This window comes from Streptomyces sp. NPDC051555 (assembly GCF_044454405.1).
Classification (GTDB): Bacteria; Actinomycetota; Actinomycetes; order Streptomycetales; family Streptomycetaceae; genus Streptomyces.
Genome location: NZ_JBITDP010000001.1, coordinates 541651 through 555747, shown reverse-complemented (window position 1 = coordinate 555747; position 14097 = coordinate 541651). Strand labels below are relative to the sequence as shown.

At 74.0% G+C, this 14097-nt stretch carries 10 protein-coding genes; 5 read left to right on the top strand and 5 right to left on the bottom strand.

Annotated features, from left to right (window positions below; translation table 11 throughout):
* Window positions 1-17: 17 nt before the first annotated feature.
* A complete protein-coding gene (locus ACIBEA_RS02345) occupies window positions 18-1997 on the bottom strand; it encodes a right-handed parallel beta-helix repeat-containing protein (RefSeq protein WP_399257013.1) in 1980 nt (659 codons plus the stop codon).
* Window positions 1998-2163: 166 nt separating this feature from the next.
* Here ACIBEA_RS02345 and ACIBEA_RS02340 point away from each other — a divergent pair, with 166 nt between their 5' ends.
* On the top strand, window positions 2164-2829 hold the full coding sequence (locus tag ACIBEA_RS02340; protein ID WP_399257010.1) for a DUF6629 family protein: 666 nt from the start codon (window positions 2164-2166) through the stop codon (window positions 2827-2829).
* On the opposite strand, the gene ACIBEA_RS02335 is transcribed toward ACIBEA_RS02340, so the two are convergent.
* The 3 genes from ACIBEA_RS02335 to ACIBEA_RS02325 all read right to left on the bottom strand — a co-directional run bounded on the left by ACIBEA_RS02335 (window position 2793) and on the right by ACIBEA_RS02325 (window position 5350).
* The gene (locus tag ACIBEA_RS02335; protein WP_399257008.1) at window positions 2793-3035 is read right to left on the bottom strand and encodes a DUF6126 family protein; all 243 of its coding nucleotides are present in this window, start codon (window positions 3033-3035) and stop codon (window positions 2793-2795) included. The two genes, ACIBEA_RS02340 and ACIBEA_RS02335, sit on opposite strands and share 37 nt — an antisense overlap.
* Before the next feature lie 36 nt (window positions 3036-3071).
* Window positions 3072-3728: a helix-turn-helix domain-containing protein gene (locus tag ACIBEA_RS02330; protein WP_399257007.1), complete on the bottom strand. Its 657-nt coding sequence runs from the start codon at window positions 3726-3728 to the stop codon at window positions 3072-3074.
* Window positions 3729-3802: 74 nt separating this feature from the next.
* Window positions 3803-5350 (bottom strand): ATP-dependent DNA ligase, encoded by a 1548-nt coding sequence (locus ACIBEA_RS02325; protein WP_399257005.1) that lies wholly within the window; start codon window positions 5348-5350, stop codon window positions 3803-3805.
* A 131-nt stretch (window positions 5351-5481) separates the two neighbouring features.
* Here ACIBEA_RS02325 and ACIBEA_RS02320 point away from each other — a divergent pair, with 131 nt between their 5' ends.
* Both ACIBEA_RS02320 and ACIBEA_RS02315 read left to right on the top strand, forming a co-directional pair.
* Window positions 5482-8271, top strand: coding sequence for an alpha/beta fold hydrolase (locus tag ACIBEA_RS02320; protein ID WP_399257003.1), 2790 nt, complete (start codon window positions 5482-5484; stop codon window positions 8269-8271).
* Window positions 8272-8321: 50 nt separating this feature from the next.
* Window positions 8322-9176 (top strand): ABC transporter permease, encoded by an 855-nt coding sequence (locus tag ACIBEA_RS02315; RefSeq protein ID WP_399257903.1) that lies wholly within the window; start codon window positions 8322-8324, stop codon window positions 9174-9176.
* A gap of 164 nt (window positions 9177-9340) precedes the next feature.
* Here the strand turns inward: ACIBEA_RS02315 and ACIBEA_RS02310 are convergent, their stop codons facing one another.
* A complete protein-coding gene (locus ACIBEA_RS02310) occupies window positions 9341-11137 on the bottom strand; it encodes a beta-galactosidase family protein (RefSeq protein WP_399257001.1) in 1797 nt (598 codons plus the stop codon).
* Between the two features lie 215 nt (window positions 11138-11352).
* On the opposite strand from ACIBEA_RS02310, the gene ACIBEA_RS02305 reads away from it, so the two are divergent.
* A complete protein-coding gene (locus ACIBEA_RS02305) occupies window positions 11353-12516 on the top strand; it encodes a substrate-binding domain-containing protein (protein WP_399256999.1) in 1164 nt (387 codons plus the stop codon).
* Window positions 12517-12643: 127 nt separating this feature from the next.
* Window positions 12644-13981: an ABC transporter substrate-binding protein gene (locus tag ACIBEA_RS02300; RefSeq protein WP_399256997.1), complete on the top strand. Its 1338-nt coding sequence runs from the start codon at window positions 12644-12646 to the stop codon at window positions 13979-13981.
* Window positions 13982-14097 lie beyond the last annotated feature (116 nt).

The window sequence follows — 14097 nt, the reverse complement described above, 5'->3', positions numbered from 1 at the left end:
TCACCCGCCGGCCGGACTCACCACCGGGACGGGGCGGGCGGCGTCACCACCGGTGGGCGGTCGTCGCAGGTGATCGTGTTGGGCAGCTCCCAGGGAGCGAGCCAGGGCCCGGTGCTGCCGCCGCCGTCATTGCCGCCGAGGTCGGTCAGGGAGAACTCCGACCCGCCGGCGGGGAAGTGGAAGGAACCGCAGTTGTTGACGCCGACGGCCCCCACGTTGCGGGCGTCGACGTTCTCGAAGGTCGCGGAACCGGCCGAGCGGGCACTGACCACCGAGGTGCCGGTGCCGTCCACCCGGACGTCCTTGAAGTGCACGTTGTCGATCCGGTAGGCGTCCTTCACCGGCCAGTCGCTGACCAGCATGATCGCGTTGTAGGCGCTGTCGAGGAAGGAGTTCCCGGTGACCTGGACGTCCGCCCGGTCGATACTCCGGTCCAGCGCGTAGAACCAGATCGCGCCGAGGCCGATGTTCCAGTTGAGCTCGTAGGTGCCGGCGCGGACGGTGGTGTTGCCGCTGATCCGCAGCTCCCCGGTGAAGGGTTCGGCGCCGAAGCGGGATCCGACGTGCAGGGCGCTGCCCTCGCGGACGGGATCGGCGATCAGGTTGTCGGAGATCGTGGTGTCGGCGCCGCCGTAGACCGCGATCCCGTTGGCCAGGGTCGGGCTCTGCACGGTGTTGCGGGAGAAGGTGTTGCGGGCGTCGGTGGCCTTCTCCGACCACAGCGCGAGGCCGTCGTCACCGGTGTTGCGGACGACGTTGTCCTGGACCAGGGAGTCCGTGACGCCGGTGTGGAGGTTGAGGCCGTCGGCGATCTGGTCGGCGATGACGTTGCGGGTGACCTTCAGGCCGCTCATCGGGCCGTCGAACCAGAGGCCCACCTTGGTGTGGTGGACGTACAGGCCGTCGACGGTGGAGTCGCTCATGGCCCCGCCGACGCCGTTCACCTGGTCGGTGTCGACGCGTTCGCGCACGTCGCCCTCGATGGCGAAGCCGGAGAGGTGGACGCCCCTGCTGCCGCCGGCCGCGGCGTCCTTGCCGTAGAACCCGACACCCTTGCCCTTGACCACGGTCCACCAGCTGCCCGCGCCCGTGATGGTCACGTCGTCGACGACGAGGTGCCGGTTCACCTGGTAGGTACCGGGCGGCATGTGGACGGGGACGTGGTGGCGGCGGGCGAAGACGACCGCCCGGTCGATGGCGTCGGCGGAGTCGCGGCGGCCGGTCGGATCGGCCCCGAACAGCAGCACGTCGGCGGGGGTCGCCGTCAGCCGGGGCGCGCCGACCAGCTGCGAGTCGAGCAGGTCGATCACGGTCTCGGCCGCCGCGCTGTCCGCGGGCACGGTGAGCCGGACCGTGTCCCCCGCGCGGTAGGTGCGACCGAGCAGCAGCCGCTGCTCGTCGTACATGTGGTGCGGCCGCAGCGGCTTGGCGATGACGGGCGCGGGGGTGGTCGCGGCCGGGACGCACCCGCACTCGGTGATCCACCAGTCGGGGTGGAGCAGCTCCCCCCGCGGGTCGTTGCTGAAGGGGTACTGGTTGTACAGCCAGGAGTACTGCGAGGTCAGCGTCATGGAACGGCGGTTCTTGCCGTTGACGGTGACGTCGAGCGGGGCCGTGATGCCGCCGCCCGCCGGAGCGTCGGGAAGGCTGTAGCGCACGGTGATCGCGTCGGCCGCGGCCGGCAGGGTGAACTCCACGTACCGGCCCGGCGCCAGTTTCACCGCCTTGCGGCCGGAGGCCTCGGCGGGCAGGGCGTAGGCGGAGCGGTCGGGTCCGATGACCGAGCCGTCGGTCACCGCGTTCTCCGCCTCCTGCTCGACGAAGTCCACGCGGGCGCCGCGGCCCTGGACGAGGGCGGGATCGAGGGCGGCCCGGGTGACCACCGGGGGCGCGGGAGCCGCGGGGGCGCCCGGGGCCGCGGGCGCCGCCGGTGCGCCGATGCCGAGCGCGGAAGCGGTGAGCGCCGCCAGCACGGCGGCCGTTCTTCTTCGTGACATGGCCGGACAGTAGGGCGCGGCTCGACGCCACAGCAATACTCCTGCCAAGAATCTTCGATACATTGTCGGATTCTTGCGACGATCTGTGCTGTGGCGGACTCACGGAACGGCTCGTACCGTGGGCTCGTACGGTGGAGTGGCTGGCCCTTCCTGCGTCGGGAGCCCCATGTGCTGGAGCGCGACGGCCGACCTGGCCGCCGGTACGGCGATCGCCGCCGTCGGGCTGGTCTGCGTGGCGCGGACCCGCCGGGCCCGCGACCTTCCCGTCGCCGCGCTGCCGCTCCTGCTGGGCGGCCATCAGCTGGTGGAGGCCGCGCTCTGGAACTCCGGTGGCGGCCGCGGCCCGGCCGCCACCGCCTGGGCCGTGATCGCCCTGCCGCTGCTGGCCGTGTGGGTGCCGTGGGGCGTGCTCCTCGCCGCCGGCCCGGCGGCGGACCCGGCGGTGCGGCGGCGGCTCCTGGTCCCGGCCGCGGTGGGGTCGGCCACCTCGGGATTCCTGGCGTACTGCCTGGCCACGCGTCCGGTGACCGCCGAGATCCGCGGCCACGTCGTCGGCTACGGGGTGAGCGTGCCCTCCCTCCCGCTCGTGCTCGCGGGCTACCTCTTCGCCACCCTCGGACCGTTGCTGCTGGCCGGCGACCGACTGCTACGGGTGCTCGGGGTGGTGATGGCCGCCGGGGCGGCGTTCTGCGCGCTGGTGTGGCGCCTGGAGTTCGCCTCCACCTGGTGCGCCTTCGCCGCGGTCGCGTCCCTGCTGGTGCTGGGCTGGGTGCGCCGCGACGCGGGCGGGCGCGGTCACTGGTTCTTGGCGCCCAGGACGAACAGCAGGTAGACGAAGAAGGCGAAGAGGTGGCCGACGAACAGGTAGACCGTCAGCCGGATGATCAGGCCGCGCGGGAACTTCGACTCGATGCGCATGCGCACCGTCGACTCCGCCACCGGCGCGACCCCGGCGCCCGGTGACACGTCCGACGGGACCGACGGGACCGACGGGACCTCCGGCACCGACAGGGCCTCCGGCGCGACCTCTGCTGACACGTTCTCTCCTCGGGACACGGTGCGACTCCTCTGCTCTCAGTGGTGCGTGGTGGCCGCGCCGCCGAGGCACAGCCCGGCGAGGCTGCTCTGCAGCAGGGTGTGGACGAACAGCAGGTCGACCCCGCCCTCGGTGGCCGCGCCGATCCGGTGCGGGGTGAGCGAATCGAAATGGGCGCTGTCCCCGGGCTCCAGCACGTGCCGGGTCTCCCCCAGGTACAGCCGCAGCCGCCCCTTGAGGACGTACAGCCACTCCTCGCCGGGGTGCACGCGGACCAGCTCGCCCTGCTCACGGACGTACGGGACGTGCACCCGCAGCGCCTGCATCCCGCGCCCCGAACCCCCCGCCTGCCAGTACGTCCAGCCGTCGGCCTCGCGGGCGCCCGGCGCGCCGGCCCGTACGATGGGGTCGGCGACCGCCGGGGTCTCCCCGAGCAGTTCCGAGACCGTCGTGGCGTAGGTGCGGGCGAGTTCCAGGAGCAGCGGCAGCGACGGCTGGCGGCGGCCGGTCTCCAGGCGGGACAGGTGGGCGGGCGAGAGCCCGGCCCGCGCGGCGGCGGCCTCCAGGGTCAGCCCGGCACGGCGGCGCAGTTCGCGCAGCTGGGGGGCGACCGTGGTGGACGGCTCCGCGGGAGCGCCGGGCACCGCGTCAGCGGGGCCGGAGGGGCCGGAGGCAGGTCCGGGACCGGGGTTCATGCCCCCGATTGAGCCAGAATCTTGCCTGCGTGGCAATTTTCTTGCCTCAGAGGCAAAGCGCCCCGACGCACCTGTCAGTCCGCCGCGGCGGTCCCCACCCCCTGGGCCAGCACGTGCTCCAGCGTGTCCGCCTCCGCCGCCGACTTGTCCGGGCGGTAACGGACCACCCGCGCGAAGCGCAGCGCCACCCCGCCCGGATAGCGCGGGGACCGCTGGAGTCCGTCGTAGGCGATCTCCACCACCAGCTCGGGGCGGACCCGCACCGTGTGGCCGTCGTCCTCGACGGCCAGCTCGCCCAGCCGCGCGGTCTGCCAGCGCAGCAGCTCGTCCGTGAGCCCCTTGAAGGTCTTGCCCAGCATCACGTGCGTCCCGTCGGCGGCCCGCGCGCCCAGGTGCAGGTTCGACAGCAGGCCGGTGCGCCGGCCGTGGCCGCGTTCCACGGCGAGCACCACCAGGTCGAGCGTGTGCACCGGCTTCACCTTCAGCCAGTGTTTCCCGCGCCGCCCGGCCGCGTAGAGCGAGTCGAGCCCCTTCACCATCACCCCCTCGTGGCCCCGCGCCAGGGCCGCGGACCAGAACGCGGCGGCGTCCGCACCCGCCGCCACCGGGTCCTCGGCCACCAGCCGCCGCACCCGCGCGCCCTCGGGCACCAGGGCGGCCAGCGCCGCGTACCGCTCGCGCACCGGAAGGTCCAGCAACGCCTCCCCCTCGACGGCGAGGAGGTCGAAGAAGAAGGGGGTCAGCGGCAGTGCCAGGCGGGCGGCGGCCACGTCCGTCCGCGAGCCGACCCGGCTCGCCACCTCCTGGAACGGCACCGGTCGCCCGTCCGCGCCGAGCGCGATCACCTCTCCGTCCAGGACGAACCGGTCCCCCGGGAGCGACCGGGCCAGCTCCACCACCTCGGGCAGTCGATCGGTGATCTCGTCCAGCGACCGGGTGTACACGCCCACCTCGTCCCCGTCCCGGTGCACCTGCACCCGGATCCCGTCCAGCTTCTCCTCGACCGCGCAGGGCCCGAGCGCCGCCAGTGCCTCGGCCACCGACTTGGCGGTGTTCGCCAGCATCGGCTGTACGGGCCTGCCCACGCGGAGCACGAAGCCGCCCAGCGCCTCCGCGCCCCCGGCCAGCACCGCCCCGGCCACCTCGGGCAAGGACCCGCCCAACATCACCGCCCGGCGCAGCTCGGTCTGCGCCACCCCCGCGGCCTCGGCGACCGCGGCCAGCGCCACCGCGTCCAGCGCGCCCTGGCGCACCTCCCCGGAGAGCAGGCTGCGCAGGAACCGCTGCTCCTGCGCGGTCGCCGCGCCCAGCAGCTCCGCGAGGATCCGGCGCCGCTCCCCCTGCGCGCCCGCCCCCGCGACCCCGGCCAGGGCGGTCACCGCCTCGTCCACCGCGCGCACGGTCAGCGTGGCCTCCGCCGCGGCGGCGCTCTGCCCGCTCAGCGCCCGCCAGCCGACGCCGGGACGCCCCTGCGGCAGCCGCCCGGCGAGGTAGGAGACCACCAGGGCGGCCTCGTCGGCGGGAGCGGCCGCGAACAGCCCGGCCAGCAGCGCGACCTTCTCCGACCGGGCGGGGGTCCCGGCCACCTCCCGGGACACCCGTGCGACCTCGGCCAGCAGCATGGAGCCATCCTCCCGCGGCCCGGCGTACCGCGCCCGCGGTACGCCGGGCGGGGCGGAGTAGTCCTCAAGGAGGTGCGGAGGTCCGCCCGTGGGCGCCCCGGCCGGGGCGCCCGGGCGATTAGGGTCTCCGTATGAAGCTCCGACTGCCCCGGCGCCGCAGAAGCCGCCTGCTCGCGGGCGCCGCCGCGCTCGCCGTCGTGGCGGGGGCCGGTACCTGGACCGCCGCGGCCTCGGCCGACGACGCGCCCGCCGTGCACCGCCAGGACCGCATGGTCGACATGCCCGGCGCCGCGATCGACACCTCCTACTTCACCGCGGGGGGCGGGGAGAAGCGCCCCGCCGTGCTGCTCGCCCACGGCTTCGGCGGCAGCAAGGACGACGTCCGGGACCAGGCCGAGCAGTTGGCCCGCGACGGGTACGCCGTGCTGACGTGGTCGGCCCGCGGCTTCGGCCGGTCCGGCGGCAAGATCGGCCTCAACGATCCCGACCACGAGGTCAAGGACGTCTCCCGGCTCATCGACTGGCTCGCCACCCGCCCCGAGGTTCAGCTCGACGGGGCCGGGGACCCGCGCGTGGGCGTGACCGGCGCCTCGTACGGCGGCGCCGTCTCGCTGCTCGCGGCCGGTTACGACCACCGGGTGGACGCGATCGCTCCGGAGATCACCTACTGGAGCCTCGCGGACTCCCTCTTCCCGAACGACGTCTTCAAGAAGCTCTGGGCCGGGGTGTTCTTCACGACCGGTTCCGCGAGCGGCGTGCAGCCCGGCGGCGCCCCTGGTGCGGCCGGTGCCGCCGGTGCGGGCCCGGCGGGCGGCGCGGTCGGTGCCGGCGGTCCGGTGGATCCCCTCGCCGCTCCCGGCTGCGGGCGCTTCCAGCCGGAGCTGTGCGCGATGTACGAACGGGTGGCGGTGGCGGGCAAGCCCGACCAACAGGCCCGTGAGCTGCTGGAACGCCGTAGCCCGGCCGCGGTCGGGGACCGGATCGAGGTACCGGCGCTGATCGTGCAGGGGCAGGCCGATTCCCTCTTCCCGCTGGGCCAGGCCGACGCCATGGCCACCGCGCTCGCGAAGAACGGGGCGCCCGTTGCGGTGGACTGGGCCGCGGGCGGCCACGACGGCGGGATGACGGAGGAGGACCGCGTCCGGGGCCGGGTCACCGCCTGGTTCGACCGCTACCTCAAGCAGGACGCGGCGGTGGACACCGGCCCGCAGTTCCGGGTGTCGCGCACCGGAGGGATCGACTCCACCGACGGCAGGGTGAAGCTGCGCGGCGCCTTCGACGACCACTACCCGGGGCTCGTGTCCGACGGGCGGAAGATCGCCCTGACCGGTACCGAGCAGAGCTTCGCCAACCCGGCGGGCGGCGCGCCCCCCGCGCTCTCCTCGCTGCCGGGGATCGGCGGCCAGCTCGCCGGACTCGGTGCGAGCTTCGCCCTCGACTTCCCCGGACAGTACGCGAGCTTCGAGTCGAAGCCGCTGGAGCGGGAACTGCGCATCACCGGCACGCCGACCGTCACCCTCAAGGTGAGGTCGAGCGCCGCGGACGGCTCGGCCGTCCTGTTCGGCAAGGTGTACGACGTCGGACCGGACGGGCGCCAGCAGGTGCTGCCCAGCCAGCTGGTCGCACCCGTCCGGGTGGAGAACGCCGCTCAGGGCGCCGAGGTGAAGCTGGCGCTCCCCGCCGTGGACTACGGCGTCCAGCCCGGCCACCGGCTGCGCCTGGTGGTCGCCGCGACCGACCTGGGGTACGCCACGCCGGCGACCCCGGCGACGTACACCGTCTCCACAGGTGACGGGATCCTCACCGTGCCGGTCGCCGACGACGTGCGCACCGCCTCGGCCGGGCTGCCCTCCTGGACCTGGGGGCTGCCGCTCGGCGCGGCCGCGCTGGCCGCCGCGCTGCTGGGCGTCCGGCGGCGCGGCAGCGGCTCCGGGGCGGCCGTCACCGGCGGTGACGCGCCCGATGGTGACGCGCCCGGCGGGCCGGAGCACGAGGCCGCGTTGGACGGCGTACCGCTCCAGATCACCGGACTGACCAAGCGGTACGCGAAGGCGCAGGACCGCTACGCGGTCCGCGACCTGTCGCTGCGCGTCGAGAAGGGCCAGGTGCTCGGGCTGCTCGGCCCCAACGGCGCGGGGAAGACCACCACCCTGCGGATGCTGATGGGTCTGATCACCCCGGACGCGGGCGAGATCCGGGTCTTCGGCCACGCCGTGCGCCCCGGCGCCCCGGTGCTCTCGCGGGTCGGCGCCTTCGTCGAGGGCGCGGGCTTCCTGCCGCACCTGTCGGGCCGCGCCAACCTGGAGCTGTACTGGCAGGCCACCGGCCGGCCGACCACGGACTCCCACATGGCGGAGGCCCTGGAGATCGCCGGGCTCGGCGACGCGCTGGAGCGCGCGGTGCGCACGTACTCCCAGGGCATGCGGCAGCGGCTCGCCATCGCGCAGGCCATGCTCGGCATGCCGGACCTGCTGATCCTCGACGAGCCGACCAACGGTCTGGACCCGCCGCAGATCCGCGAGATGCGCGACGTGATGATCCGCTACGCGGCGGCCGGCCGGACCGTGATCGTCTCCAGTCACCTCCTGTCGGAGGTCGAGCAGACCTGTTCGCACCTGGTGGTCATGGACCGCGGCCGGCTGGTCCAGGCCGGACCGGTGGCCGAGATCACCGGCGGCGGGGACACCCTGCTGGTGACCCTGGCCGGGCCGGTCGCCGACGCGGCCGTCGAGAAGCTGGCGGCCCTGGAGGGCGTGGAGTCCGTGGTGGCGGCCGAGGACGGGCTGCTCGTCCGATTGGACGGCGCCACGGCCACCGGGCTCATCACCGAACTCGTCCGGCTGGAGGTGCCGGTGAGCGGAGTGGGGCCGCATCGGCGGCTGGAGGACGCGTTCTTGACCCTGATCGGAGGACCGGCGTGAGCGCCGTACAGGAAGGCGCCGTACAGGAAGGCGCCGAGCAGGACAGCGCCGTGCAGGAAGTGGCTCCCGGGTACCGGGCGAGCCGGACGCTGCCGCTGCGGGTCGAGGCCCTGCGGCAGTGGCGCAGGCGCCGCACCCTCGTGATGGGCGGGGTGCTGGCCGCACTGCCCTTCATCATGATCATCGCGTTCGCGGTGGGCGGCTCCCAGGACGGCGGCGGGGGTCGGGACGGCCGGATCAGCTTCATCGACACGGCGACCGCGTCCGGCGCGAACTTCGCGGCGACCTGCCTCTTCGTCTCGGCGGGCTTCCTGCTGGTGGTCCCGGTCGCCCTGTTCTGCGGGGACACGGTCGCCTCGGAGGCCAGCTGGTCCTCGCTGCGCTACCTGCTCGCCTCTCCGGTGCCCCGGTCCCGGCTGCTGTGGAGCAAGCTGGTGGTGGCGCTCGGCTTCAGCCTGGCGGCGATGGTGCTGCTGCCGGTGGTGGCGCTGGCGGCGGGCACCGCGGCCTACGGGTGGGGACCGCTGAAGCTGCCGACCGGCGGCGAGCTGCCGGCCGGGGAGACGCTGCCGCGCCTCGCCCTGGTCGTCGCCTTCGTCTTCGTCTCGCAGCTGGTGACGGCCGGGCTGGCGTTCTGGCTCTCGACCCGGACGGACGCGCCGCTCGGCGCGGTCGGCGGGGCGGTCGGGCTGACCATCGTCGGCAACGTCCTGGACGCGGTCACCGCCCTCGGCTCGTGGCGGGAGTTCCTGCCGGCGCACTGGCAGTTCGCGTGGGCCGACGCCCTCCAGCCGCACCTGGAGTGGGGCGGCATGGTGAAGGGGGCCGCGGTGTCGGTGTCGTACGCGCTGGTGCTCTTCGCCCTGGTCTTCCGGGGGTTCGCCCGCAAGGACATCGTGTCCTGAGACCGCGCGGGCCCGATCGTCCGCCCGCGCGCCGCAACGCCGTACGCCGTCTCCCCCGCCCGGGGAGGCGGCGTACGGCGTTGCGGGGGGCCCTGGCCGAGCAGCTCCTCGACCAGGACGGCGCCCGTGGCCACGGCGGAGCGAGGCGGCGGCCGTGGCCTCCCTCACTCCAGGGTGACGACCTTGCGCCGGCCGAGGTCGGGCTCGTCGCGCAGGGGCAGGTCGGCGCCGGGCCGCTCCAGTTCGAGGACGACCACCTCGTTCTCGCCGGTGCGCCAGAGCGGGGCGGGGGCGTAGAGCGTGCGCTGGGGCCCGCGCGGGGTGTCGTAGTGCCCGAGGAGGAAGCCGTTGAGCCAGATCAGGCCGGTGCCCCAGGAGGAGAGGTCGAGGAAGCCGTCGGCGGGCGCCGGGACGGTGAGGGAGAAGCGGTGGAAGGCGGGGCCGGGGTCGGGGTCGATGGCCGAGGCCGGGGTCGGGGTCGTCCACTCCAAGGCGGTGAGGTCCGTGAGCGGCAGCGGCCTTATCTCCCACTCGAACAGGTGCTGGTGACCGTGGCGCACCCCGCGCCAGATCCCCTTGCGGTCGTCGAGCAGCGGCCCGTAGTTCACCCGGCCCTGGGCGCGGACGAGTACGTCGAGCACCACCCCGGCCTCGCCGACCGGCAGGTCGAGCCCCTCGTCGGGAGCGTTCCGGTCGAGGACGCCGAGCCGCACGCCGTCGGCGAAGACGTACGCGCGGTCGCCGAGGCCGTCGATCCGCACGGGCATGGCGGGGCGGGGCCCGGTGATGGTGGTCCGGTAGTGGATCATCCCGAAGTCCTGGCCGAGCTTCTCCATCGGCTCCGGAGCGGGCCGACGCACGACCGTGGAGAGCACGTCGAGGTGGGCGGCGAGCGGGGCCCGACCCGTCGGGGCGGCGAGCGCGGGCGCCAGCCGCGGCAGCGGCGCGGGCAGCGGGCCTTCGGGCAGCGGGGCGTACTTGCCGATCACCTCGCGGAACGCGTGGAACTTGGCGGTCAGTTCGCCGGCCTCGCCGATGGGGGCGTCGTAGTCGTAGCTGGTGACGGTCGGCTGGTAGCCGGCCTCGCCGGGCCGGGACCCGGTGTGGTTGGCGCCGGCCCAGAAGCCGAAGTTGGTGCCGCCGTGGGCCATGTAGAGGTTGACGGAGGCGCCGGTGGCGAGGAGTTCGTCGAGCGAGGCCGCCACCTCGTCCACGGCGCGGACGTGGTGGTCCTCGCCCCAGTGGTCGAACCAGCCGAGCCAGAACTCCATCGCGGCCAGCGGCCCGGTCCGCTGGTAGCGGCGCAGCACCTCCAGGCGCTCGGTCGGGCGCGCACCGAAGGTGGCGGTGGCGAGGCGGCCGGGGACCATGCCGCCTTGCAGCATCGCGTCCTCGGGCCCGTCGGCGGTGAACAGCAGGCAGTCCACGCCGCGTTCGAGCAGGGCCCGCTCGACGTGGGCGCGGTAGCGGGTGTCGTTGCCGTAGGAGCCGTACTCGTTCTCGATCTGTACGGCGACCACCGGGCCGCCCCGGCTGGTGAGCAGCGGCACCAGTTCGGGGAGCACGAGGTCGAACCAGCCGTCCACCTCGGCCTCGAAGCGCGGGTCGGAGCAGCGCAGGTGCAGCCCGTCCTGGGCGAGCAGGCGGGCGGGCAGGCCGCCGAAGTCCCATTCGGCGCAGATGTACGGGCCGGGGCGGACGATGGCGTCGAGGCCGAGGTCCTGGGCGGTGCGCAGGAAGCGGGCGAGGTCCCGGGGGCCCGTGAAGTCGGCCTTGCCGGGGGCGGTCTCGTGGAAGTTCCAGGGGACGTAGGTGTCCACGGTGTTGACGCCGAGGGCGCGCAGCCGGGTGAGCCGGTCCTCCCACAGGTCCGGATGGACCCGGAAATAGTGCAGGGCCCCGGAGATGACGCGGTGGGGCCGGCCTGCGCGCCGGAATCCGTCCTGGTCGTGCGTGAGCATGCGCTGACTCCCGTGCCGTGCGGTGCGAGGGGTGCCGGACGAGGCCGAATATATGAACGCGGTGCGCACGCCGTCAATGTCGAGTTGATCGGAAACGATCGATTCGATCGTTTCGGCGCTCCTTGTTCACTATGCTGACGGGAGAGCACGAGAACGCCGACCACCACTCACTACGCACCACCCACCACCCACCACCCACGCCCCAGGGGGACCCGTTGAGACCACATGTAGACCAGCGCCAGGCGCAGGTGCTCGCGCTCGTCCGGGCCCGGGGCAGCGTGCGGGTCACCGACGCGGCCCGGGAACTGGGCGTCTCCCCCGTCACGCTGCGGCGGGACGTCGAGGCGATGGCCGCCCGGGGGGAGATCCAGCGGCTGCACGGGACGATCAGTCGGGTCGAGCACGCGATGCCGGGGGGCACGGGGTCGGGACGGACGTCGGAGTCCGGGGTACGGGGCGCGGCGGGCCCGTCCGGGCCGGGCGACGGCGCGGGCCTGGTGGTCGGCATGGTCGTGCCGACCACCGAGTACTACTACGCGGAGGTGGTGCGCGGGGCGCGCGAGGTGGTCGAGGCGCGGGGCGCGCGGTTGACCGTGGGGCTGACCCGGTACCTGCCGGGCGAGGACCGGACGCAGGCGGACCGGCTCCTGTCGACGGGGGCGGACGGACTCCTGCTGACCCCGAACTGGGACACCGGCTCGCCGGGGCCCGGCGAGGGGGCGTGGACCGCTGAGCTGCCGGTTCCCACCGTCCTGGTCGAGCGCTGGGCGCCGCCCGGGCACCCGGCGGCCGCGCTGGACCGGGTCGTGTCGGACCACGCGCACGGCGCGGCGCGGGCGCTCCAGCACCTGGTCGAGCTGGGGCACCGGCGGATCGCGCTGGCCTGCCAGGAGACGCCGACGAGCGCGCGGCTGCGGGCCGGGTACGAGGCGGCCGTCACGGCGCTGGGCCTGGAACCGGCGCCGCCGTGGCCGCCGGTCGGGCCGGGTGCGACGCCGGTCGCGGAGCTGTCGGTGGCCGACCGCTTCGCGCGGACGCTGGAGTACCTGTGCGGGGCGGTGTCCGGGGGCGGGGCCGCGGGCGGGGTCACGGCCGCGCTGATCCACAGCGACACCGACGCGATCATGCTGATCCCGCGGCTCCAGGCGCGGGGCGTGCGGGTGCCGGAGGACCTGGCGGTGATCACGTACGACGACGAGGTGGCGGGGTTGGCGGACGTACCGCTCTCGGCCGTCGCCCCGGCCAAGCGGGAGGTCGGCGCGCGGGCGGCGGAGCTGCTGCTGGACCGGTTGTCCGGGGCCGACGGGGCGGCGTACGGGACCCAGGGTGGCCCGCGACAGCACCTGGAACTGCTCCCCCGACTGACCATTCGCTCATAAAGGACAGGGCTGACTGATTGTTTCGATCGAATTGCACGTTCGCTCTTGACGGTGTGCACGTTCGCACAAAAGATGGGCCGCGTTCTCCCATCCGCCGCCCGCAGCGGTCGTCCGTAGGAGTCGAAACATGTCGCGCAGCCTGCCGTCCCGCCTGCCGTCCTCCCGTATGTCCCGTCTCGCCCTCACCGCCTCGGTCGCCTCGCTGGCCCTGCTCGCCACCGCGTGCGGCGGCGAGCAGGGGACGGGCGCGGCGGCCGAACCGGTGGGGTCGGCCGACCAGCCGGTCGCCCTCACCTACTGGTCCTCCAGTGCGGGCGCGCAGCAGACCGTGGACGCCTTCAACAAGACGCACAAGAACATCCGGGTGACCTTCTCCGCCGTGCCGGGCGGACCGGACGGGGCGGCCAAGCTCTCCAACGCCGTCAAGGGCGGCAACGCGCCGGACATCGCGACGATGGACTACTCCTCGCTCCCGGAGTTCGCGAGCGGCGGCAACCTGGAGGACCTGAGCGCGACCTCCGGCAAGCTCGTCGCCGAGAAGTTCCCGAAGGCGGTCCAGTCCCTGGTGGGCCTCGGCGGCAAGACCTGGGCGGTGCCCTTCGACGTCACCCCGCTCGAACTCTTCTACCGCAAGGACATCTTCGAGAAGCACGGGGTGGCCGTGCCGACGACGTGGGAGGAGTACAAGCAGGCCGCGGAGAAGATCAACAAGGCCGACCCGTCGGTCCGGATCACCAACTTCGGCGGCGGCGACCCCGCCGTCCTCGCCGGCCTCTCCTGGCAGGCGGGCGCCAAGTGGTATGGAACGGAAGGCGACAAGTGGAAGGTCGCCATCAATGATCCGGCCTCCCAGAAGGTGGCCTCCTACTGGAACGGCCTGCTGTCGTCCGGGCTCGCCTCGAAGACCCCGCTGTGGGGCGAGGGCGAGGCGAAGGAACGCTCGTCGGGCCAGGTCGCGACCGTCATCGGCGCCGCCTGGACGGCCGGTACGTTCCTCGCGAGCTACCCGGACCTCAAGGGCAAGTGGGGCATCGCCCCCCTGCCGACCTGGGACGGGAAGCCCGCCACCGGCATGTACGGCGGCACCTCCTACATCGTGCCCAAGGGCAGCAAGCACACCAAGGCCGCGGCGGAGTTCATCGCCTGGGTCACCACCGACCCGGAGGCCGTCAAGGCCCGGCTCAGCTCGCTGAAGGCCCCCAGCAGCGCCCTGCCCGCCAACCCGGACATGCGGGTGGCGGCCGCCAAGCTCTTCGACACCACGTACTTCGCCGGGCAGGACCCCTACGCCCTTGCCGGCGCGGCGGCGGACACCATCGTGCCCGGCTGGACCTGGGGTCCGACGCACCTCCAGGTCAACGCGGCCCAGAACGCGGCCGGCGCCGACCAGCTCAAGGCACTGGGCGAGGGCCAGACGGCCGCCGAGAAGGCCATCAAGGCCCGCGGCCTGGGCCTGGCCAACTGATGCCCCCGCCCACCTGCCCGCACAACACCCCCCTCCCCGGGGCGACCGGGTCGACCGGGTCGACCGGGTCGACCGGAAAGCCTGACCCGGCCCAGGTGGTCTCGGAACCGGAGAGC

Bases quoted from the DNA above. Each gene is read 5' to 3' on its own strand.
- ACIBEA_RS02325 (WP_399257005.1), bottom strand. From the start codon at position 5,350: ATGCTGCTGGCCGAGGTCGCACGGGTGTCCCGGGAGGTGGCCGGGACC.
- ACIBEA_RS02345 (WP_399257013.1), bottom strand. From the start codon at position 1,997: ATGTCACGAAGAAGAACGGCCGCCGTGCTGGCGGCGCTCACCGCTTCC.
- ACIBEA_RS02330 (WP_399257007.1), bottom strand. From the start codon at position 3,728: ATGAACCCCGGTCCCGGACCTGCCTCCGGCCCCTCCGGCCCCGCTGAC.
- ACIBEA_RS02340 (WP_399257010.1), top strand. From the start codon at position 2,164: ATGTGCTGGAGCGCGACGGCCGACCTGGCCGCCGGTACGGCGATCGCC.
- ACIBEA_RS02320 (WP_399257003.1), top strand. From the start codon at position 5,482: ATGAAGCTCCGACTGCCCCGGCGCCGCAGAAGCCGCCTGCTCGCGGGC.
- ACIBEA_RS02310 (WP_399257001.1), bottom strand. From the start codon at position 11,137: ATGCTCACGCACGACCAGGACGGATTCCGGCGCGCAGGCCGGCCCCAC.
- ACIBEA_RS02300 (WP_399256997.1), top strand. From the start codon at position 12,644: ATGTCGCGCAGCCTGCCGTCCCGCCTGCCGTCCTCCCGTATGTCCCGT.